Here is a 17,598-nt window from a genome sequence, read left to right on the forward strand (position 1 = left end):
AGCATGAGCTACACCCCGGACAGCGCCGTCCAGACCGCCCGTACCCAGGCCGTACGCACGTACATCGAGCAGCACCGCGCCGCCTTCCTCGACGACCTCGCCGAGTGGCTGCGCATACCGTCCGTGTCGGCGCGGCCCGACCACGCCGCGGACGTACGGCGCAGCGCCGACTGGCTCGCGGCCAAGCTGGCGCAGACGGGGTTCACGACGGTCGAGGTCTGGGAGACCGACGGCGCGCCCGCCGTCTTCGCCGAATGGCCCTCCGAGGACGCCGGCGCCCCCACCGTGCTCGTCTACGGCCACCACGACGTCCAGCCCGCCGCCCGCGAGGACGGCTGGAACACCGACCCGTTCGAGCCGTACATCACCGACGGCCGGATGTACGCGCGCGGTGCCGCCGACGACAAGGGCCAGGTCTTCTTCCACACCCTCGGCGTCCGCGCCCACCTCGCGGCGACCGGCCGCACCGCCCCCGCCGTCAACCTCAAGTTGATCGTCGAGGGCGAGGAGGAGTCCGGCTCCCCGCACTTCCGCGACCTCGTCGAGTCCCGCGCGGACCGGCTCGCCGCCGACGTCGTGATCGTCTCCGACACCGGCATGTGGTCCGAGGACACCCCGACCGTCTGCACCGGCATGCGCGGAGTCGCGGACTGCGAGATCCAGCTGTACGGCCCCGACCAGGACATCCACTCCGGATCCTTCGGCGGAGCCGTGCCGAACCCGGCCACCGTCGCCGGCCGGATCGTCGCCGCGCTCCACGACGAGAACGAGCGCGTCGCCGTTCCCGGCTTCTACGACGGCGTCACCGAGCTCTCCGACGCCGAGCGCGCCCTTATCGCCGAGCTCCCCTTCGACGAGGCCGAGTGGCTGCGCACGGCCGCGTCGCACGGCACCCTCGGGGAGGCCGGTTTCACCACCCTGGAGCGTGTCTGGGCCCGCCCCACCGCCGAGGTCAACGGCATCGGCGGCGGCTACCAGGGCCCCGGCGGCAAGACGATCGTCCCCGCCTCCGCCCAGCTGAAGCTCTCCTTCCGGCTGGTCGCCGGCCAGGACCCGGACAAGATCGAGCTCGCCGTGCGCGACTGGCTCGCCGACCGGATCCCCCAGGGCATCCGGTACGAGATCGTCTTCGGCGCCCCGACCCGGCCCTGCCTGACCCCGCTCGACCACCCCGCCCTGCGGTCGGTCGCCCGCGCCATGAGCCTGGCCTTCGACGGAGCCAAGATCCGTTACACCCGCGAGGGCGGATCGGGCCCCGCCGCCGACCTCCAGGACGTCCTGGACGCTCCGGTGCTGTTCCTCGGCATCTCCGTACCGTCCGACGGCTGGCACGCCCCCAACGAGAAGATCGAGCTCGACCTCCTCCTCAAGGGCGTCGAGACCACCGCTCATCTGTGGAGCGACCTGCCCGCTGCCCTCCCGGCAGCCGTCCCGCAGCGCTGAACGCTGAACCCACACATCGAACCGGGGGAGTTGGAAGCACCTGTGAGCAGCATGAACAACGAGACCGTGGACCGTCCGATCGGGCTCACCGCCCCGAGCGGCATCGACCGCGCGGCCCACCACCGCCTCGACGAGGCATGGCTGGCCGCCGCCTGGAGCCACCCCCGGACCCGCGTCTTCGTCGTCTCGGGCGGCCAGGTGCTGATCGACGACACCCCCGAGGGGCGCACCGAGCTCGTCATGACCCCGGCCTTCGAGGCCCCGGTCACCGAGACCCACCGCTACTTCCTGGGCACCGACGCCGACGGCGTCTCCTACTTCGCCCTGCAGAAGGACTCCCTGCCCGGCCGCATGGACCAGTCCGCCCGCCCGGCCGGTCTGCGCGAGGCCGGTCTGCTGCTCTCACCCCGCGACGCGGGCCTCATGGTGCACGCCGTCGCGCTGGAGAACTGGCAGCGCCTCCACCGCTTCTGCTCCCGCTGCGGCGAGCGCACGGTCATCGCGGCCGCCGGTCACATCCGCCGCTGCCAGGCCTGCGGCGCCGAGCACTACCCGCGCACCGACCCCGCCGTGATCATGCTGGTCACTGATGAGGAGGACCGCGCGCTCCTCGGCCGCCAGGTCCACTGGCCCGAGGGCCGGTTCTCGACCCTCGCGGGCTTCGTCGAGCCCGGCGAGTCCATCGAGCAGTCCGTGGCGCGCGAGGTCTTCGAGGAGGCCGGCGTCACGGTCGGCGAGGTCGAGTACATCGCCAGCCAGCCGTGGCCCTTCCCGTCCAGCCTGATGCTGGGCTTCTTCGCGCGCGCCACCTCCTCGGAGATCACCGTGGACGGCGAGGAGATCCAGGAGGCCCGCTGGTTCTCCCGCGAGGACCTGACCGCCGCCTTCGAGTCGGGCGAGGTCCTGCCTCCGTACGGCATCTCGATCGCGTCCCGTCTCATCGAGCTCTGGTACGGCAAGCCGCTGCCGAAGCCCGGCGACGTGCTCTGACCGGCTCCCATGGCCGAAAAGCGGCCGAAAAGAGCCCCCTGCCGGCAGTGCCGGGAGGGGGCTCTTCCACGCGGTCGGGCCGCCGGTCGCTGCCGATCTCAGCCGGTCGGCTCAGACACCGACCTTCTGCTTGACCTGAGCGAGCGACGGGTTGGTCAGCGTCGTACCGTCCGGGAACAGGACAGTCGGTACCGTCTGGTTGCCTCCGTTGGCCTTCTCCACGAACGCGGCCGATTCCGGGTCCTGCTCGATGTTGATCTCCGTGTACGCGATGCCTTCGCGGTCCATCTGGCTCTTCAGCCGACGGCAGTAGCCGCACCACGTGGTGCTGTACATCGTCACAGTTCCCTGCATGGCCTGGCGCTCCTCTGTTCGCGGGTGGTCCGAGGAGAGAACGTACGCGCCCCCGCACCCATTCCCGCATTCGTACGACCGGTGCCCTCCGCCTGTGGACAACGCGCCGCACCCACCCCACCGAACCTGGCAGCATGGCGGGGTGACAGCAGCAACGCACTCCTCTCTCTTCCCGCGGGTCCCCGAGTCGGCCGACGCGGTGCTCGACGGGCTCGACCCCGAGCAGCGCGAGGTCGCCCTCGCCCTGCACGGCCCGGTGTGCGTGCTGGCGGGAGCCGGCACGGGCAAGACGCGGGCCATCACGCACCGCATCGCCTACGGCGTGCGTGCGGGGATACTCCAGCCCGGCAGTGTGCTGGCCGTCACGTTCACCAACCGGGCCGCCGGCGAGATGCGCGGCCGGCTGCGCGAGCTCGGCGCGGGGGGTGTCCAGGCCCGCACGTTCCACTCCGCCGCGCTGCGCCAGCTCCAGTACTTCTGGCCGAAAGTCGTCGGTGGCGATCTTCCCCGGCTCCTGGAGCGGAAGATCCAGCTCGTCGCCGAGGCCGCCGCCCGCTGCCGCGTCCGGCTCGACCGCAACGAGCTGCGTGACGTCACGGGCGAGATCGAGTGGGCCAAGGTCACGCAGACCGTCCCCGCCGACTATCCGGCGGCCGTCGCCAAGTCGGTCCGCGACGCACCCCGGGACCCGGCCGAGATCGGTCAGATCTACGCCATGTACGAGCAGCTCAAGCGCGACCGCTCGGTGATCGACTTCGAGGACGTGCTGCTGCTCACCGTCGGCATCCTCCAGGACCGTCACGACATCGCCGACCAGATCCGCCGCCAGTACCAGCACTTCGTCGTGGACGAGTACCAGGACGTCTCCCCGCTCCAGCAGCGGCTCCTCGACCTCTGGCTCGGCGACCGCGACAGCCTCTGTGTCGTCGGCGACGCCAGTCAGACCATCTACTCCTTCACCGGCGCCACCCCCGACCACCTGCTGAACTTCCGCACCCGGCACCCGAACGCCACCGTGGTGAAGCTGGTCCGCGACTACCGTTCCACCCCCCAGGTGGTCCACCTCGCCAACGGACTGCTCAGCCAGGCCCGCGGCCGCGCCGCCGAGCACCGCCTGGAGCTGATCTCCCAGCGCGACCCCGGCCCCGAGCCCGCCTACACCGAGTACGCCGACGAGCCCGCGGAGGCCGAGGGCACCGCCCGCCGCATCCGCGACCTGATCGCCGCCGGCGTCCCGGCCGGCGAGATCGCCGTGCTCTACCGCATCAACGCCCAGTCCGAGGTCTATGAACAGGCCCTCGCCGACGCCGGAGTGCCCTACCAGCTGCGCGGCGCCGAGCGCTTCTTCGACCGCGAGGAGGTCCGTAAGGCGGGTGTCGCCCTGCGCGGCGCCGCCCGCGCCGGGGGCAACGACTCCCTTCTCGACGACGCCGAGGACCTGCCCTCCCAGGTCCGCGCCGTGCTCTCCACCAACGGCTGGACCACCGAGCCGCCCGCGGGCTCCGGTGCCGTCCGCGACCGCTGGGAATCGCTGGCCGCCCTGGTCCGCCTCGCCGAGGACTTCGCCCGCGCCAAGCCCGGCGCCACCCTCTCCGACCTGGTCGCCGAGCTCGACGAGCGGGCCGCCGCCCAGCACGCCCCCACCGTCCAGGGCGTCACCCTCGCCTCCTTGCACGCCGCCAAAGGCCTGGAGTGGGACGCCGTCTTCCTGGTCGGCCTCACCGAGGGCATGATGCCGATCACGTACGCCAAGACCGACGAGCAGATCGAGGAGGAGCGCCGGCTCCTGTACGTCGGGGTCACCCGCGCCCGGCTCCACCTCTCGCTGTCCTGGGCGCTCTCCCGCTCCCCGGGCGGCCGCGCCTCCCGGCGCCCCACCCGGTTCCTCAAGGGGCTGCGACCCGGCTCCGGCTCCCTCGGCGCCGGCGGCGCGGGTGGCGGCGGCTCCGTCGAACGGGGGAGCGGCGGCGGCCGGCGCAAGCGCCGGGGTCCGGTGCAGTGCCGGGTCTGCGGCGCCACCCTCACCGAGGCCGGTGAGATGAAGCTGATGCGCTGCGAGGACTGCCCCTCCGACATGGACGAGGCCCTGTACGAGCGGCTGCGCGAGTGGCGCTCCGACCAGGCCAAGCGGCTCGGGCAGCCCGCCTACTGCGTGTTCACCGACAAGACGCTGATGGCGATCGCCGAGTGCGTCCCCTCCACCGACGGCGAGCTGGCCTCCATCTCGGGGGTCGGCGCGCGCAAGCTGGACCGGTTCGGCGCCGATGTCCTGGCCCTCTGCGCGGGCGAAGAGCCAGGTGAGGGGCCCGGAGAAGACGACGAGGAGCAGTGACGAAAACTCGTCGGAAAAATAGTTTGCGCCCGCCCCGTCAAGCCCCATAGGTTCTTAACCACGGAAACAGCGGCTTCTTCGAAGCCCTGTCTTCGTGCTGTACTTATCCGAATACACGAGGGCCCGGTTCACCCCGAGCGCTCCGAGACGCCGAGAGGAGGCGATTCCAGTGATCAGCATCAACCGCAACATCAGCAGCAACGTCAGCTTCGTCAGCACCGACAAAATGATCGATCGCTCGGTCGTCTCCGCATGCTCGCTCGGCCTCTCCGGTTCGGCGTTCATGGGCAGCGGTCTCCCTGGCACCGGTCTGTCCGGTGCCGGCATGGCCGGCGCCCCGGCCCTTCGGCCGGCGGCCGCCCTGGCGGGTCTTCCCGTCATGGAGCGCATCGAGCGACCGACCCAGGCACTGGAAGCAGGAGTAGCGGCAGCCCAGGCGAAGGCCTATGGCTTCGCGGCGACCGGTGCCGGAACCAAGCAGCAGACGACGCAGCACCACACGATGTGGGCCTTCCGTGGGCTCGAACCCTGGAGTGATCCAGCCTGACCTCGATCAGGCCGGCGCCTTCAGGGCCGCGGAACCCCACCCGGGATCCGCGGCCCTTCTGTTTGTCCCCGAACGGGGATGACGGAGCGAAGGGGCCTCGGGACAGCAAGACCCGGTACCAGCCGAAACCCCGGCCAACAGGCCGGAACAACAGACGAGGAAAGACAACCGTGCAACTCGAAGCGCACGCCCCGTCCGTACCGCCTTCCGAAACGATCCCCCCGCCCGGCCTCACGGAGGACTCCACCTTGACCCCCCTCACCGCGCTCTCCGCGCTCGACGACGCCATCGAGAACCTCGGCGTACCCGTCCCCTGCCGCTCGTACGACCCGGAGGTCTTCTTCGCCGAGTCCCCGGCCGACGTCGAGTACGCGAAGTCCCTCTGCCGCACCTGCCCGCTGATGGCGGCCTGCCTCGCCGGCGCGAAGGAGCGGCGCGAGCCGTGGGGCGTCTGGGGCGGAGAGCTCTTCGTCCAGGGGGTCGTCGTCGCCCGCAAGCGGCCGCGTGGCCGCCCGCGCAAGAACCCGGTCGCGGCATGAACGTCACCGGAACCATCGACCGACCCCTCACGCACGATCCCCAGAAGCAGGCCCCGATGACCTCTTCCACGAGCGAGCCGTCCGGCTCCGCCACCCCAGACGTTTCCACCACCGGCGCGAACGCCTCGCGTCAGAACAGGACCCGTGAGATGCAACTCATCCCAGAAGCCCTGGCTCGTGCTCATATGCACGACCTCATGCGCGAAGCCGACGCGGAACGCCAGGCCCTGCGCCTGGTCGCCGCCCGGCGGATGCAGCGGCGCGCCGAGCGCGTCTCGCTGCGCGCCCGGCGCGCGCTGGCCATGGCCGTCATGCACTGACCCGAAGAACCCTCGCGGGGGCCGGTCCGAACGGACCGGCCCCCGCTGGTGCGTTGCCCCGCGACCGGCTTGCCGTCCGACTATCGTCACAGCGTGAACGACGCCCCGACTCCCGAGGAGCCCATCGTGTGCGCCCGCTGCGGCAAGACCGCCGACGAGCCCCCGGTGACCTGGTCCTCCTCCCTGGAGAACGGCGCCCGTCGCTACCTCTGCGACAGCTGCGCCCGCGAGAACATCCGGTCCATCGAAGGCCGTCTCGACTCCACCTGGTGGTGACGGCCCGTCACTCACTCCTCCGCGAGGAAGCCGGGCAGCCACTCCTCCAGCTCGTCACGCATCCGGACCGTCGCGTTCAGCTGACAGAGCACCCCGATCGTGCTCAGGGTCACACGGTGGATCAACAGGTACGACGGCGGCAGATTGAGCTGTTTGCCCAACTGGTGTGCGGGGGACCGAAGATCGGCGATGCGGGCGGCCTGCGCCCTCATCCAGCCCCGGGAGAAGCCGAAGGCGTCGGCGTCCGCGGGCTCGATGATCGGCAGGAGGTACTCGAGCACGGCGTCCGGGTCGAGCTCGATGGACTCCTTCACAAACCCCTCCTCACGGAGCAGTTCATAGACCCCCTCGGCATCGCCCTCCAGCGCCATCCGCAGACACGTACCGATCGTCACCGGGAGGCCGCCCGGCAGCCGGTCCACCGTGCCGAAGTCCAGGACCCCGAGCCGCCAGCTCTCCGGACCGGCCTCGTCCTCCCCGTCCGTCCCGCCGGGCAGCAGCCGGAAATTGCCCGGATGCGGATCCGCGTGGAGCAGCCCCGTGCGCGCCGGCCCCGAGAAGAGGAAGCGGGTCAGGAGCTGCCCGGCCCGGTCCCGCTGCTCGCGCGTGCCGTCCGCGATCACCTCGGACAGCGGGATCCCGTCGATCCACTCTGTCACCAGGACCTGCTCGGACTGGTGCACCACCCCGGGCACGACCACATCCGGATCGTCGGCGAACTCCTCCGCGTGCTCTTGCTGGGCCCGCGCCTCCAGGCCGTAGTCCAGCTCCTCGGACACCCGGTCGCGCATCTCCGTGATCAGCGGCTTGATGTCCATGCCGGGCACCAGCGGGCCGAGCAGCCGCGCGAACCGGCTCAACTGCGCCAGATCGGAGAGCAGCGCCTCGCCCGCCCCCGGATACTGCACCTTCACGGCGACCTCACGGCCGTCGTGCCACACCGCCCGGTGCACCTGCCCGATCGAGGCGGCCGCCGCCGGCTTGTCCTCGAACTCCAGGAACAGCTCCCGCCACTCCTCCCCGAGCCGTTCCGCCAGCACCGCGTGCACCGTCCGGGTCGGCATCGGAGGCGCGGCCTCCTGAAGCTTGGTGAGCGCCGCGCGGTAAGGCCCCGCCACCTCCTCGGGGAGCGCCGACTCGAAGACGGAGAGCGCCTGCCCGAGCTTCATGGCCCCTCCCTTCAGCTCGCCCAGGACCTTGAACAGCTGGTCGGCCGTGCGCTGTTGCAGCTCGCGGGCGACGATCTCCGCGGACTTGCCGCCGATCCGCTTGCCCAGGCCCCACGTGGCCCGTCCGGCGAAGCCCAGGGGCAACGCGGCCAGCTTGGCGGTCCGGGTGACCGCCTTCCGGGGAAGATCAGACATGCGCCCCTCCAATTCCCAGACCGCCGTGCCGCGCAGGGCGGTTACCCCGCCATTGTGTCCTGTGGCATCCCGGCCGCCGAGGCGCGTACCCCCTCTCTGTTGCGTACGGCCCCGCAGGGACACGACGGATGCGGTCTCAACCGGTCCACGCGCCACTCGAGAAGCGGCAGCGAGGCCTCCCACCGCGCCCCCGTGCTCGCCGGCAGCTCGCCGTCCAGGAAGGCGAGCGCGTGGGCGGCGGCCAGTCCCGCCACGGCCGTCGCCAGAGCGAGGTCGCAGGCCGGCAGCGGATGGGGCGCGCCCGAGCGCCACTGCGCCAGCATCCGGGGCCAGACCGGTTCGCGGTCCGTCCGTTCTTCCTGCAGGCATCGCGCGCAGGCCGTGCCGCCCGGGAGCACCAGCGGTCCGACCACACCGGTGGCCTCCAGAACTCCCGCGTAGAGATGAGGGGTGCCGGTGGTGATCCACTCCTCGGCGGGCAGCGGGTCGGGGACGTAGGCGCCGAGGCCGTCCCGGGGCGCCACCACGACGAGGGAGAGCCCGGGCTCGCTCCCGCTGTCCTCCGGTGCGGGGGCCGCGGCTCGTGCAGTCCGGCCGCCCCGGGCCCAGCTCCGCACGAGCCGGCGGGCCGCCACCGCCCGGCGCTCGCCCACCGCCTCGGTGGACAGCCCGGCAGGTGACACCTCCCACGGCTCCACCGACCCGGAGTCCAGCACCTCCACCCGGCCCACTCCGGATGCCGAGAGCAGCGCCGCGACCGCCGCGCCGACCCGGCCCGCGCCCCGGACGTGGACGCGCTTGGCCCGTCGCGCGGCCAACCGCCGCGCCGCCCCGTCCGGCGCCGGATCGACCACGGAGAGCGACGCGAGGTCGGCCCGCAGCGGATCGAGCGCGGGATCCGTCCGCCCGGGCGCGCCGGGTCTGCCCGGCCGGCTCGCCGTGGCGTCCGCGATCAGTCCGGCGTCCGACAGCCGGGCGAGCAGGGCCTCCAGCTGCCCGTCCGGCAACCCGAGCGCCCGGGCCTCCGCCCTCAGCAGCTCCATGCCCCGGGTGCCGTCGAGCAGGGCGAGCAGGCTGCCCGTGGTCGTGTCGAGCGGTCCCACCAGCACCGCGTGCGCGGATGTGGCCCCGAACTGCACACACTGCAGATTCCGCCAGGCGCGTCGCAGCGCCGGTTTCACCATCGGATGCATATCCGCCCCCGTGATCTCGTGCTCCGTGGTCTTGATCGTGATCTTGTTCGTGATCGTGTTCCGTGACCCCGACGTCAGAATGCCCGCGAGCCGGAGCGGACGCGGAAAGTTGTCCACAGGGCCGGTGTGTCAATCATTCGAATAGGGCTGGGCGCGACAGGATCACGGCCGAACCGACCCTGAGGCGGGACTTCCCCCGCTGACAGCGGGTAACGTCGGGCGCGTGCCCGCCGACCCACAGCGCAGCGTGACAAGCAAACCGCCCCGCGGCTCGGGGACCAGTGCGATCGAGGTCCGCAGAAGCTCCCGGCGGAACAGAACCGTCTCCGCCTACCGCGAGGGCGACCGGACCATCGTGCTCATCCCGGCCCGGATGTCCGAGGCCGAGGAGCAACGCTGGGTGTCGGTCATGCTGGACAAACTCGCCGCCCAGGAGAGCAAGCGCGTCCTCGGCGACGCCCAACTGGCCGAGCGCGCCGATCGGTTGTCGGAGCAGTACTTCGGCGGCAGGGCGCGCCCCGCGTCCGTGCGCTGGGTGACCAACCAGAACACCCGCTGGGGCTCCTGCACCCCCTCGGAAGGCAGCATCCGCCTGTCGCACCGGCTGCAGGGCATGCCTGAGTACGTCGTCGACTACGTCCTCGTCCACGAGCTGGCCCACCTCCTCGTGCCCGGTCACGGGCCCCGCTTCTGGCGGCTCCTGGAGGCCTATCCCCGCACTGAGCGGGCCCGCGGCTACCTCGAAGGCGTCGTCGCCGCCGAACGCCTGCCGCATCTGCCGACCGCACACGAGGAGTGACCGCTCCGACTCTGTACCGAATGTGTCCCGACATGGCTCAATGTCGGACACAGCCGTTAGCCTGGCGCGACGCATTGACATTCGGGATGGGGGACGGTCGTTACGCATGGCCAGGGAATTCCAACGCGGCCACAAGGCCAAGATCAGTGATCTGACACCGGGGACCGATCTGTACGTGGGCGTGCAGATCGCGGGGCCCGGGTTGACCTTCGACATCAGCTGCTTCGGCCTCGACGCGAACGAGCAGCTCTCGGACGACCGGTACTTCATCTTCTTCAACCAGCCGAAGTCGCCCGAGGAGTCCATCCAGCTCCTCGGCGCCCAGTCCGGCGACACCGAGTCCTTCCGTGTCACGCTCGACCGGCTCCCGGCGAACATCCACAAGCTGTCGTTCACCGCGACGATCGACGGCGCCGGTCAGATGTCGCAGATCGGCCCCGGTCACATCCGGATCGTGGCGGGCGGCGAAGAGGTCGTCCGGTACGCCTTCACGGGCGCGGAGTTCTCCACCGAGCGTGCCGTGATGCTCGGAGACTTCTACCTCAAGGACGTATGGCGGTTCGCCGCGGTCGGCCAGGGCTTCGACGGCGGTCTGGAGGCGCTGCTGAAGAACTTCGGCGGCGAGGTCGCCGAGGAGGAGCCGGCCGCCCAGCAGCCGCAGGGCGCGGCCCCCGGCTTCGCCCCTCCGCCGCAGGCCGCCGCCCCGCCCGCCTTCGGCGCGCCCACGGCACCGTCCGCGCCCCAGCTCCCCCAGCCCGCCCCGGCGTTCGGCGCGCCGGCGCCCGCCCCCGCGCCGCAGGCTCCGGTCCAGCCGGTGTACGCCGCCCCCGCCGCGGCACCGCCCGTCGCCCCGCCGGCCGCACCCTCGCCGTACGGTCAGCCGCAGCCGCCGCAGTTCGGCCAGGTCCCGGGCCAGCCCGCCCCGTACGGCCAGCCCGCCCCCGCCGCTCCCGGCGCGTACGGCCAGCCCGCCTTCGGCCAGCAGCCCCCCATGGGCATGCCGCCGGCCGGCATGGGCGTCCCCCAGGGGGCCCCGGCCATCGGCGCCGGACTCGCCGCCGCGCTCCAGCCGTACAAGGAGACGGCCACCGGCGCGCGGTGGACCCCACAGAACCAGCAGCTGATGCGGGTCGACCTGGCCATGGGCGGCGTGCCCGTCCTCGCCCGGCAGGGCAGCATGGTCATGTACCAGGGCAAGGTCGAATTCAGCCACAAGGGAGCCGGCTTCACCGGCCGGATCGTCGGCAACGCCACCGGCCAGGAGATGCAGCTGATGCGCTGCACCGGGCGCGGCCAGGTCTTCCTCGCGGAGGAAGGCGCCCATCTGCACCCGATCGAGCTCCAGGGCGACGGGATCTGCGTCTCCGCGGAGAACGTCCTCGCGTTCGACGAGTCGCTGCAGTACGAGGTCCGCCGGATCGAGGGCCACGGCATCCCCGGCGGCGCCCTGTTCACCATGCAGTTCCAGGGCACCGGCACGGTCGTCGTGAAGACCCACGGCATCCCGGTGGTGCTGCCCGTCACGCCGACCACCTTCGCCGACTGCAACGCCGTGGTCGCCTGGTCGTCCGCGTCGCAGGTGATCCTCTCCAGCCAGGTCCGGCTGCGCCGCAACGCGTACCCGGGTCACAGCGGGGAGACCGTGAACCTCCAGTTCCGGGGAGCCCCCGGCAACTTCATCGTCGTCCAGCCGTACGAGGTCTGAGGGAGCCCGAAGAATGAACCAGCAACTCGCGGGCTTCGCCCCGACCCCGATGGCGGCCCGGATGGAGAACCACGGCCGCACCATGCTCAAGGTCGCCATGGCCTCCGGCCAGGACCTGTACGCCCGCACCGGCTCGATGGTCGCCTACGAGGGCTTCATCACCTACGAGCCCAACCCGCCCGCCGTCCGCCAGGTCGCGCAGCAGTGGGCGACCGGCGAGGGCGCGCCCATGATGAAGTGCTCCGGCGACGGCCTGCTCTACCTCGCCGACTACGGCGCGGACGTCGTCGTGATCAACCTGCAGAACGACTCGCTCTCCGTCAACGGCACCAACGTCCTCGCCTTCGACGCCCACCTCCAGTGGGGCGTGGAGAAGGTCAAGGGACTGGCCAAGTTCGCCGGACAGGGCCTGTTCAACGTCGAGATCGCCGGAACCGGCTGGGTCGCCCTGACCTCGCGCGGCACCCCGATCGTCGTCGACTGCGGCCGCGGCGAGGACGAGACGTACGTCGACCCCGACGCGCTCGTCGCCTGGTCGCCCGCGCTCAAGGTCAAGGGCAAGCGCAGCTTCAAGGCCTCCTCCCTGATCGGGCGGGGCAGCGGCGAGGCGTTCCAGATGGCCTTCTCCGGCCAGGGCATCGTCGTCGTACAGCCGAGCGAGGACAGCACCGACCGCCTGCGGATCCGGGGCTGAGGGGGAGCGAGAACACACCATGCAGAGCCCGCTTTTCAACTATGCCGAGCAGCAGAGCCAGGAACGGTACGTCGTCCAGAACCCGCAGCTGCTGAGGGTCGCCCTCAACGGCCAGGACGACGTCCTCGCCCGCAAGGGCGCCATGGTCGCCTACCAGGGGCTCGTCGACTTCGACGGCGAGTACCAGACGCCCACCCAGCGCCGAGCCCGCGCCAGGACCGGTGAGGGCCTCGACCTGATGCGCTGCTCCGGTCAGGGCACGGTCTACCTCGCCAACCTCGCCCAGTACATCCACGTCGTGGAGGTCGAGCAGGAGGGCATGACCGTCGACAGCGCCTATGTGCTGGCCCTGGACTCGACCCTGCACACCGAGGTCATCGCCGTGGACAGCCAGTACGGCATCTCCGGCTCGGGCAAGTACCAGCTCAACATCTCCGGCCGCGGCAAGGTCGCCCTGATGACCTCCGGTCAGCCGCTGATGATGCAGGTCACCCCCGAGAAGTACGTCAACGTCGACGCGGACGCGATCGTCGCCTGGTCCACCGGGCTGCGGGTGCAGATGCAGGCGCAGACGACGAACTCCAACGTCCGCCGCCGCCGCGGCAGCACGGGCGAGGGCTGGGAACTCAGCTTCCTCGGCCAGGGATACGCCCTGGTCCAGCCCAGCGAGGTCATGCCGCCGCAGAACGCCGCCATCGGCCAGGGCATCGCGGCCCAGTTCGGCGCCGGGCAGCACGGCTCGCACGCGCAGAACCAGAACAACGCCTGGAACTGAGCCGGTTCGACGAGTAAGGGGCGGTCACCCTGGTGACCGCCCCTTACCGCTGCCCTATGGGACCGCTGCCCTACGAGAGTCTGGCGCGGGTCCGCTCCGTCAGCCGGACCACCGACTCGTCGGCCACGCCCGCCACCTCGTCGTAGGCGTACCAGCGCAGGTCCAGCGACTCGTCGCTGATCGCCTCCACCGCGCCGGCCGGAGCCAGCGCCGCGTACTGCACGTCCATGTGCCAGTGGCAGGGTGCCGGAATCGGATGCCGGTCCAGACGCACCGGACCGCCGGGGAGCAGCGTCAGACCGGCGATCCCGGACTCCTCGGTCGCCTCGCGCAGCGCCGCCGCGGCGACCGTCGCGTCCCCCGGCTCGCAGTGGCCGCCCATCTGCAGCCACATGCCGAGCTTCTTGTGCAGCGTCAGGAGGACCCGGCCGCGCTCCGGGTCGACCACCAGCGCGCTGGCCGTCAGATGCCCGGCCCCGCACGCCTTCCACATACCGTCCGGATGGGCGTCCAGGTGCTCCAGATAGATCTGGCGCAGCTCTCCCTGGTCGCCGTTGTCCTCGTACGCCTTCAGTACGAGGACGGCGTCGTCGTGCAGACTCACTTGTCGTCGTCGCCCTCGTCGTCGCCGTCACGCCTGTCGGCCGCTTCGCCCAGCATCTTGTCCAGCTCGGAGAAGTCCAGCTGCTCGCGGTGGACGAAGCCGTCGGGGTCGTCCAGGTCGGACGCCGTCGGCAGCATGTCCGGGTGCTCCCACAGGCCGTCGCGACCGTCGACACCCCGCGCGTCCGTGAGCGAGGCCCACAACCGGGAGGCGTCCCGCAGCCGGCGCGGACGCAGTTCGAGCCCGATCAGCGTGGCGAAGGTCTGCTCGGCGGGGCCACCGCTCGCCCGGCGCCGGCGCAGCGTCTCGCGCAGCGCGTCCGCCGATGTCAGCCGGGACTTGGCGGCCTCGTGGACCACCGCGTCGACCCAGCCCTCGACCAGCGCGAGCGCCGTCTCCAGACGGGCCAGGGCGGCCTTCTGCTCCGGGGTGTCCTCGGGCTGGAACATGCCCTGCTGGAGAGCCTCCTGCAGCTGCTCCGGGTGCGTCGGGTCCAGCTGGCCGACCGCGTCCTCCAGCTTGGAGGTGTCGACCTTGATCCCGCGGGCGTACCCCTCGACCGCGCCGAACAGATGCGCCCGCAGCCACGGCACATGGGCGAAGAGCCGCTGGTGGGCCGCCTCACGCAGCGCCAGGTACAGCCGCACCTCGTCCTTCGGCACGCCCAGGTCCTTGCCGAGCGCCTCGATGTTCAGCGGCAGCAGCGCGGCCTTGCCGGCCGGGCCCAGCGGCAGACCGACATCCGTCGACCCGACGACCTCGCCCGCCAGCGCGCCCACGGCCTGACCGATCTGCTGGCCGAACATGGCGCCACCCATGGAGCGCATCATGCCGATCAGCGGGCCCGCCATGGCCTGCATCTCCTCGGGCAGCACATCACCCATCGCCGCGCCGACCCGCTCGGCGACCGGGTCCACCAGCTGCTGCCACGCGGGCAGCGTCGCCTCGACCCACTCGGCGCGGCTCCACGCCACGGCCGTGCTCGCCCCGGACGGCAGCGACGTCACTCCGTCCAGCCACAGGTCGGCCAGACGGACCGCCTCCTCGACCGAGGACTTCTCGGCGGGGCCGACACTGGCGTCCTTGGTGCCGTCGGACGTGCCCTGCGCGACCACCTGGCGGGCGATCTGCTTGGCCATGTCCCAGTTGACGGGACCGCCCTCGTAGCTGAGCATCTGGCCGAGCTGCTGGAAGGCCGCGCCCAGGTCGTTGGGGTTCAGCGAGCCGAACATCGCCGCGAACGGGTTGTCGCCGCCCGGGCCGCCGGGCAGACCGCCGAAACCGAACGGATTGGCACCGAACGGGTTCCCGCCCTGGCCACCGGACCCCTGGCCACCTCCGGCGGGGTCCTTCTTCTTGCCCTCGTCGCCGTTCTCCGGCTCCTCCGGCGGAAGGCCGAATCCGAATGGGGTGTCACTCACAGGTTTCCTCGGCTCGTAGGGCCGCCGGCTTCCTGCCGACGGCGACTGCCCGTCTCTCCACACCACCAGCGTAGACATCCGGGCCGGATATGGGCTCGGTGCTCCGCCGGGCCGTGGCCTGCGGCAGGATGGACGCCACCTGGTACGTACGCGTCATTCGGGTACGTACTGAAGACAACCGCTGGAGACGCCCGGTGAGTTCCCCAGATCCTCAGGTTCGCGGAGCGCGAAACCACTCAACCCGGTCCGCCGGACGTGGCCCCGTCGTGGCCGTCACCGGCGCCGCCTCCGGGGTCGGTGACCTGCTGACCAGACGCCTCGCCGCGTCGGACGAGATCAAGCGGGTCGTCGCGATCGACGAGCGGCGCGGCGAGGTCCCCGAGGCGCAGTGGCACATCCTCGACGTCCGCGACCCGGCCATCGCCGAGAAGCTGAAGGGCGCCGACGTGGTCGTGCACCTCGCGGTCGACCTCGACCTGGAGTCGGACGCCGCCGCCCGCACCGCCTACAACGTACGCGGCGCGCAGACCGTCCTGACGGCCGCCGCCGCGGCGGGCGTCCACCGGGTGGTGCTGTGCACCTCCGCCATGGTCTACGGCGCCCTGCCCGACAACGACATCCCGCTCTCCGAGGACGCCGAGCTGCGGGCGACCGCCGAGGCCACCGGCGTCGGCGACATGCTGGAGATCGAGCGGCTCGGCCGCCGCGCGCCCCGCGCCCACCCCGGCCTCCACGTCACGGTCGTCCGGCCCGCCGTCCTGGTCGGCGGTACGGACACGGCGCTGACCCGCTACTTCGAGTCGCCCCGGCTGCTCGTCGTCGCCGGATCCCGCCCCACCTGGCAGTTCTGCCATGTCGAGGACCTGGTCAGCGCGCTGGAGTACGCGGCGCTCGGCAAGGTCGAAGGGGAGCTCGCGGTCGGCTGCGACGGCTGGCTTGAACAGGAGGAGGTCGAGGAGCTCTCCGGGATCCGGCGCATGGAGCTGCCCTCCGCCGTCGCCCTGGGCGCCGCCGCCCGGCTGCACCGAATCGGGCTCACCCCGTCCCCGGCCGGGGACCTGGCGTACACGATGCATCCGTGGGTGGTGAGCGTCGGCCGGCTGCACGACGCGGGCTGGCGGCCGAAGTGGACCAACGAGGAGGTGCTGGCCGCGCTCCTGGAGGAGGTCGAGGGCCGGCACACGGTCGCCGGACGGCGGCTCGGCCGGAAGGACGCGACGGCGGCGGGCGCGGCCGGCGCGACGGTGGCGCTGCTCGGCACGGCGGCACTGGTACGGCAGATGCGGAAGCGGCGGGGCCTGTAGGACCCTCCGAGGGAGGGACGGGACAGCCGGTCGAAACCGCTATTCCGGGATGTCAGTGCGGTACGGCACCATGGGCACCATGGCACGCACCCCTGACCACCCCGGCGAGCAGGCCGCCGCCGACCCGATCAAGCTGCTCGCGATCCGCGACACCCCGCTCTCGGTCGACGAGGTCTTCCGGGCCGTCGGCGACGACGCGGCCGGGGGCGCCACTCTGTTCGTGGGCACCGTGCGCAACCACGACAGCGGCGCGGACGTCGACGCCCTGGGCTACTCCTGCCACCCCACGGCCGAGGCCGAGATGCGCCGGATCGCCGAGAAGGTCGTGGCCGACTACCCGGTCCGCGCCCTGGCCGCCGTGCACCGCGTGGGCGATCTGCGCATCGGCGACCTCGCGGTCGTCGTCGCCGTCTCCTGCCCGCACCGCGGCGAGGCCTTCGAGGCCTGCCGCAAGCTGATCGACGACCTCAAGCACGAGGTCCCGATCTGGAAGCACCAGAAGTTCTCGGACGGCACCGAGGAGTGGGTGGGCGCCTGCTAGGGCCCCCACCAATTCCCCTGGGCCGCAAGCGACGCGCCGACGGCCTGTAGTCGAACGCCCGATTTGCGTAACCGGGCCCCTGGCGGCAGCGTTGAAGCAGCAGAACGCTAATCTGCTGATCGGCCGTCGGCCGTTTTGCGGTCGCTCATGGGGATGGGAGGTCGGGATGGCAGCGCTCGCCTGGTTGCTGATTCCGCTTTTCGCAGTCGTCGGCGCGGCGATATGGGGAAGCTGGGCCCAGAGGAACAAGACCATCGGGGACGTCGCCGAGCTCGCCGGATACGCGCGGTTCAGGGACGCCATGGAGCGGTCCCGTTCCGCCGCTGAGTGCGAGCTGAGCGAGATGACGTCGTCGTCGCCCCCTTCACCCGTTCGCAGCAGCCACGTCTCCGGCTGA

The 17,598-nt window shown here is 71.6% G+C and carries 19 protein-coding genes; 14 read left to right on the forward strand and 5 right to left on the reverse strand.

The window, feature by feature from the left end:
• Positions 1-3 precede the first annotated feature (3 nt).
• The gene (locus ACIRB4_RS04435) at positions 4-1,443 is read left to right on the forward strand and encodes a dipeptidase (RefSeq protein WP_403288356.1); all 1,440 of its coding nucleotides are present in this window, start codon (positions 4-6) and stop codon (positions 1,441-1,443) included.
• A gap of 51 nt (positions 1,444-1,494) precedes the next feature.
• Entirely contained in the window at positions 1,495-2,433 is a 939-nt protein-coding gene (gene nudC, locus ACIRB4_RS04440; protein WP_403288671.1) for an NAD(+) diphosphatase, read from the forward strand.
• Positions 2,434-2,544: 111 nt separating this feature from the next.
• Here the strand turns inward: nudC and ACIRB4_RS04445 are convergent, their stop codons facing one another.
• Complete coding sequence (locus ACIRB4_RS04445) at positions 2,545-2,787, reverse strand: mycoredoxin (protein ID WP_356896058.1); 243 nt, start codon at positions 2,785-2,787, stop codon at positions 2,545-2,547.
• Positions 2,788-2,929: 142 nt separating this feature from the next.
• Here ACIRB4_RS04445 and ACIRB4_RS04450 point away from each other — a divergent pair, with 142 nt between their 5' ends.
• The 5 genes from ACIRB4_RS04450 to ACIRB4_RS04470 all read left to right on the forward strand — a co-directional run bounded on the left by ACIRB4_RS04450 (position 2,930) and on the right by ACIRB4_RS04470 (position 6,801).
• Complete coding sequence (locus tag ACIRB4_RS04450; protein WP_403288357.1) at positions 2,930-5,119, forward strand: ATP-dependent DNA helicase UvrD2; 2,190 nt, start codon at positions 2,930-2,932, stop codon at positions 5,117-5,119.
• A gap of 226 nt (positions 5,120-5,345) precedes the next feature.
• Positions 5,346-5,666: a hypothetical protein gene (locus ACIRB4_RS04455; RefSeq protein ID WP_403288672.1), complete on the forward strand. Its 321-nt coding sequence runs from the start codon at positions 5,346-5,348 to the stop codon at positions 5,664-5,666.
• 170 nt (positions 5,667-5,836) lie between these two features.
• Positions 5,837-6,205, forward strand: a complete 369-nt coding sequence (locus ACIRB4_RS04460) for a WhiB family transcriptional regulator (RefSeq protein ID WP_403288358.1) — start codon at positions 5,837-5,839, stop codon at positions 6,203-6,205.
• Positions 6,202-6,525, forward strand: a complete 324-nt coding sequence (locus tag ACIRB4_RS04465; RefSeq protein ID WP_356896053.1) for a hypothetical protein — start codon at positions 6,202-6,204, stop codon at positions 6,523-6,525. The genes ACIRB4_RS04460 and ACIRB4_RS04465 overlap by 4 nt, the downstream gene beginning before the upstream one ends.
• A 93-nt stretch (positions 6,526-6,618) precedes the next feature.
• Positions 6,619-6,801 carry a hypothetical protein gene (locus ACIRB4_RS04470; protein WP_403288359.1) on the forward strand — a complete coding sequence of 61 codons (183 nt, stop codon included), beginning with the start codon at positions 6,619-6,621 and terminating at the stop codon, positions 6,799-6,801.
• 11 nt (positions 6,802-6,812) lie between these two features.
• Here ACIRB4_RS04470 and ACIRB4_RS04475 read toward each other — a convergent pair whose 3' ends face one another.
• On the reverse strand, positions 6,813-8,165 hold the full coding sequence (locus ACIRB4_RS04475) for an ABC1 kinase family protein (protein WP_403288360.1): 1,353 nt from the start codon (positions 8,163-8,165) through the stop codon (positions 6,813-6,815).
• A 41-nt stretch (positions 8,166-8,206) separates the two neighbouring features.
• Entirely contained in the window at positions 8,207-9,358 is a 1,152-nt protein-coding gene (locus ACIRB4_RS04480; RefSeq protein ID WP_403288673.1) for a TOMM precursor leader peptide-binding protein, read from the reverse strand.
• Between the two features lie 223 nt (positions 9,359-9,581).
• On the opposite strand from ACIRB4_RS04480, the gene ACIRB4_RS04485 reads away from it, so the two are divergent.
• The 4 genes from ACIRB4_RS04485 to ACIRB4_RS04500 all read left to right on the forward strand — a co-directional run bounded on the left by ACIRB4_RS04485 (position 9,582) and on the right by ACIRB4_RS04500 (position 13,331).
• Positions 9,582-10,157: a M48 family metallopeptidase gene (locus ACIRB4_RS04485; protein WP_403288362.1), complete on the forward strand. Its 576-nt coding sequence runs from the start codon at positions 9,582-9,584 to the stop codon at positions 10,155-10,157.
• 106 nt (positions 10,158-10,263) lie between these two features.
• Entirely contained in the window at positions 10,264-11,862 is a 1,599-nt protein-coding gene (locus ACIRB4_RS04490) for a TerD family protein (RefSeq protein ID WP_403288363.1), read from the forward strand.
• 13 nt (positions 11,863-11,875) lie between these two features.
• Positions 11,876-12,556: an AIM24 family protein gene (locus tag ACIRB4_RS04495; RefSeq protein ID WP_403288364.1), complete on the forward strand. Its 681-nt coding sequence runs from the start codon at positions 11,876-11,878 to the stop codon at positions 12,554-12,556.
• A 19-nt stretch (positions 12,557-12,575) separates the two neighbouring features.
• Positions 12,576-13,331, forward strand: a complete 756-nt coding sequence (locus ACIRB4_RS04500; RefSeq protein ID WP_403288366.1) for an AIM24 family protein — start codon at positions 12,576-12,578, stop codon at positions 13,329-13,331.
• Positions 13,332-13,401: 70 nt separating this feature from the next.
• On the opposite strand, the gene ACIRB4_RS04505 is transcribed toward ACIRB4_RS04500, so the two are convergent.
• Together ACIRB4_RS04505 and ACIRB4_RS04510 are read right to left on the reverse strand one after the other, a co-directional pair.
• Positions 13,402-13,935 (reverse strand): NUDIX hydrolase, encoded by a 534-nt coding sequence (locus ACIRB4_RS04505; RefSeq protein ID WP_403288367.1) that lies wholly within the window; start codon positions 13,933-13,935, stop codon positions 13,402-13,404.
• Positions 13,932-15,356 carry a zinc-dependent metalloprotease gene (locus tag ACIRB4_RS04510; RefSeq protein WP_403288369.1) on the reverse strand — a complete coding sequence of 475 codons (1,425 nt, stop codon included), beginning with the start codon at positions 15,354-15,356 and terminating at the stop codon, positions 13,932-13,934. The genes ACIRB4_RS04505 and ACIRB4_RS04510 overlap by 4 nt, the downstream gene beginning before the upstream one ends.
• A gap of 194 nt (positions 15,357-15,550) precedes the next feature.
• Between ACIRB4_RS04510 and ACIRB4_RS04515 the strand changes: the two genes are divergently transcribed.
• The 3 genes from ACIRB4_RS04515 to ACIRB4_RS04525 all read left to right on the forward strand — a co-directional run bounded on the left by ACIRB4_RS04515 (position 15,551) and on the right by ACIRB4_RS04525 (position 17,598).
• Positions 15,551-16,660 carry an SDR family oxidoreductase gene (locus ACIRB4_RS04515; RefSeq protein WP_403288370.1) on the forward strand — a complete coding sequence of 370 codons (1,110 nt, stop codon included), beginning with the start codon at positions 15,551-15,553 and terminating at the stop codon, positions 16,658-16,660.
• 79 nt (positions 16,661-16,739) lie between these two features.
• Positions 16,740-17,201: a molybdenum cofactor biosynthesis protein MoaE gene (locus tag ACIRB4_RS04520; protein ID WP_403288371.1), complete on the forward strand. Its 462-nt coding sequence runs from the start codon at positions 16,740-16,742 to the stop codon at positions 17,199-17,201.
• A 166-nt stretch (positions 17,202-17,367) separates the two neighbouring features.
• The gene (locus ACIRB4_RS04525) at positions 17,368-17,598 is read left to right on the forward strand and encodes a hypothetical protein (protein ID WP_403288372.1); all 231 of its coding nucleotides are present in this window, start codon (positions 17,368-17,370) and stop codon (positions 17,596-17,598) included.

The organism is Streptomyces sp. NPDC093600, assembly GCF_044764755.1.
In the GTDB taxonomy this organism is placed as follows: Bacteria; Actinomycetota; Actinomycetes; order Streptomycetales; family Streptomycetaceae; genus Streptomyces.

Excerpts from the sequence above, each read along its gene's own strand:
- ACIRB4_RS04435 (WP_403288356.1), top strand. The coding sequence starts at position 4 with ATGAGCTACACCCCGGACAGCGCCGTCCAGACCGCCCGTACCCAGGCC.
- nudC (WP_403288671.1), top strand. The coding sequence starts at position 1,495 with ATGAACAACGAGACCGTGGACCGTCCGATCGGGCTCACCGCCCCGAGC.
- ACIRB4_RS04445 (WP_356896058.1), bottom strand. The coding sequence starts at position 2,787 with ATGCAGGGAACTGTGACGATGTACAGCACCACGTGGTGCGGCTACTGC.
- ACIRB4_RS04455 (WP_403288672.1), top strand. The coding sequence starts at position 5,346 with ATGATCGATCGCTCGGTCGTCTCCGCATGCTCGCTCGGCCTCTCCGGT.
- ACIRB4_RS04465 (WP_356896053.1), top strand. The coding sequence starts at position 6,202 with ATGAACGTCACCGGAACCATCGACCGACCCCTCACGCACGATCCCCAG.
- ACIRB4_RS04475 (WP_403288360.1), bottom strand. The coding sequence starts at position 8,165 with ATGTCTGATCTTCCCCGGAAGGCGGTCACCCGGACCGCCAAGCTGGCC.
- ACIRB4_RS04480 (WP_403288673.1), bottom strand. The coding sequence starts at position 9,358 with ATGCATCCGATGGTGAAACCGGCGCTGCGACGCGCCTGGCGGAATCTG.
- ACIRB4_RS04490 (WP_403288363.1), top strand. The coding sequence starts at position 10,264 with ATGGCCAGGGAATTCCAACGCGGCCACAAGGCCAAGATCAGTGATCTG.
- ACIRB4_RS04495 (WP_403288364.1), top strand. The coding sequence starts at position 11,876 with ATGAACCAGCAACTCGCGGGCTTCGCCCCGACCCCGATGGCGGCCCGG.
- ACIRB4_RS04500 (WP_403288366.1), top strand. The coding sequence starts at position 12,576 with ATGCAGAGCCCGCTTTTCAACTATGCCGAGCAGCAGAGCCAGGAACGG.
- ACIRB4_RS04520 (WP_403288371.1), top strand. The coding sequence starts at position 16,740 with ATGGCACGCACCCCTGACCACCCCGGCGAGCAGGCCGCCGCCGACCCG.
- ACIRB4_RS04525 (WP_403288372.1), top strand. The coding sequence starts at position 17,368 with ATGGCAGCGCTCGCCTGGTTGCTGATTCCGCTTTTCGCAGTCGTCGGC.